General features: G+C 47.7%; 14 tRNA genes. All 14 read left to right on the top strand.

Annotation, left to right across the window (positions count from 1 at the left end):
• Positions 1-208 precede the first annotated feature (208 nt).
• The 14 genes from HNQ35_RS13990 to HNQ35_RS13925 all read left to right on the top strand — a co-directional run bounded on the left by HNQ35_RS13990 (position 209) and on the right by HNQ35_RS13925 (position 1,459).
• Positions 209-283: transfer RNA gene (locus tag HNQ35_RS13990), tRNA-Asn, on the top strand.
• Between the two features lies 1 nt (position 284).
• Positions 285-376: transfer RNA gene (locus HNQ35_RS13985), tRNA-Ser, on the top strand.
• A gap of 21 nt (positions 377-397) precedes the next feature.
• Positions 398-472 (top strand) — tRNA-Glu (locus HNQ35_RS13980).
• A gap of 4 nt (positions 473-476) precedes the next feature.
• Positions 477-552 (top strand) — tRNA-Val (locus tag HNQ35_RS13975).
• A gap of 24 nt (positions 553-576) precedes the next feature.
• Positions 577-653: transfer RNA gene (locus HNQ35_RS13970), tRNA-Met, on the top strand.
• Between the two features lie 4 nt (positions 654-657).
• Positions 658-734, top strand: a tRNA-Asp gene (locus tag HNQ35_RS13965).
• A 19-nt stretch (positions 735-753) separates the two neighbouring features.
• Positions 754-826: transfer RNA gene (locus tag HNQ35_RS13960), tRNA-Phe, on the top strand.
• A gap of 22 nt (positions 827-848) precedes the next feature.
• Positions 849-933: transfer RNA gene (locus HNQ35_RS13955), tRNA-Tyr, on the top strand.
• A 31-nt stretch (positions 934-964) separates the two neighbouring features.
• A tRNA-Trp gene (locus HNQ35_RS13950) sits at positions 965-1,038 on the top strand.
• A 12-nt stretch (positions 1,039-1,050) separates the two neighbouring features.
• A tRNA-His gene (locus HNQ35_RS13945) sits at positions 1,051-1,126 on the top strand.
• 3 nt (positions 1,127-1,129) lie between these two features.
• Positions 1,130-1,203 (top strand) — tRNA-Gln (locus tag HNQ35_RS13940).
• 3 nt (positions 1,204-1,206) lie between these two features.
• Positions 1,207-1,281: transfer RNA gene (locus HNQ35_RS13935), tRNA-Gly, on the top strand.
• A 6-nt stretch (positions 1,282-1,287) separates the two neighbouring features.
• Positions 1,288-1,361 (top strand) — tRNA-Cys (locus HNQ35_RS13930).
• Between the two features lie 14 nt (positions 1,362-1,375).
• Positions 1,376-1,459, top strand: a tRNA-Leu gene (locus tag HNQ35_RS13925).
• Positions 1,460-1,639 lie beyond the last annotated feature (180 nt).

Below are 1,639 nucleotides of genomic sequence, written 5' to 3'. Positions count from 1 at the left end.
AAGCGTGGTGACACGTGTAGCTGACGGATACTAATTGATCGAGGATTTGACTAGCTTACGGATGGATGTCTATGGTTTTCTTCTTATTTGGTTTTCAGGGTATAGATCATTTAACAATATATAAGATTACTCTTGATTTTTTTGGTAAATCATTTATAATATAATAGGATTATTAAAATGATCACTTGGTATTATGATATGATTCCATTCCACAGTAGCTCAGTGGTAGAGCAATCGGCTGTTAACCGATCGGTCGTAGGTTCGAATCCTACCTGTGGAGCCATGGAGAGCTGTCCGAGTGGTCGAAGGAGCGCGATTGGAAATCGCGTAGGCTATGAAAGTGGTCTCGAGGGTTCAAATCCCTCGCTCTCCGCCATTTAAGTTTATTTATACATAAGGCCCGTTGGTCAAGTGGTTAAGACATCGCCCTTTCACGGCGGTATCAGGGGTTCGAATCCCCTACGGGTCACCATTTTGGAGAATTAGCTCAGCTGGGAGAGCACTTGCCTTACAAGCAAGGGGTCGCAGGTTCGAGCCCTGCATTCTCCACCATAGCCAGAGTTTATATCATCATATCGCGGGGTGGAGCAGTCTGGTAGCTCGTCGGGCTCATAACCCGGAGGTCGTAGGTTCAAATCCTGCCCCCGCAACCAAATTGGTCCGGTAGTTCAGTTGGTTAGAATGCCTGCCTGTCACGCAGGAGGTCGCGGGTTCGAGTCCCGTCCGGACCGCCATTTTGAAATATATAAATACGGCTCGGTAGCTCAGTCGGTAGAGCAAAGGACTGAAAATCCTTGTGTCGGCGGTTCGATTCCGTTCCGAGCCATACTAATCTAATTAATTTTCATGGAGGGGTAGCGAAGTGGCTAAACGCGGCGGACTGTAAATCCGCTCCCTCAGGGTTCGGCAGTTCGAATCTGCCCCCCTCCACCATTACCAGTTAAAATAATATATGTTACAACACAGGGGTATAGTTTAATGGTAAAACGAAGGTCTCCAAAACCTTTGATGTGGGTTCGATTCCTACTACCCCTGCCATTTACATTCATGGCGGTCGTGGCGAAGTGGTTAACGCACCGGATTGTGGCTCCGGCATGCGTGGGTTCAAATCCCACCGGTCGCCCCATATTGGGCTATAGCCAAGCGGTAAGGCAACGGGTTTTGGTCCCGTGAGCCTAGGTTCGAATCCTAGTAGCCCAGCCATTTGCGGAAGTAGTTCAGCGGTAGAATACCACCTTGCCAAGGTGGGGGTCGCGGGTTCGAATCCCGTCTTCCGCTCCATATCACGGCGGCATAGCCAAGTGGTAAGGCAGAGGTCTGCAAAACCTTTATCACCGGTTCAAATCCGGTTGCCGCCTCCATAATTAAACTTATTGCCAGTATGGCGGAATTGGCAGACGCGCGGGACTCAAAATCCCGTTCCAGCAATGGAGTGCCGGTTCGACCCCGGCTACTGGTATTAAAAATAGCGTAGTTACGGCGTTTAGACGGTTATTATACCGGCTCTTTGTCAAATGGTGTTGGTCAGTAAAATTAAAATCGAGATAATGATTCTTTTTGTTTCACTACAGCTCTTAATTTAAAGTGAAGTATGATTCGATTTTTGAAATAATTAAAGTTTCTATACCCATAAGCGACG

It is taken from the genome of Cerasibacillus quisquiliarum (assembly GCF_014202495.1).
Taxonomy (GTDB): Bacteria; Bacillota; Bacilli; order Bacillales; family Amphibacillaceae; genus Cerasibacillus; species Cerasibacillus quisquiliarum.
Note: the sequence above shows the minus strand (reverse complement) of the source record. Positions and strands in the feature narration are given on the sequence as shown.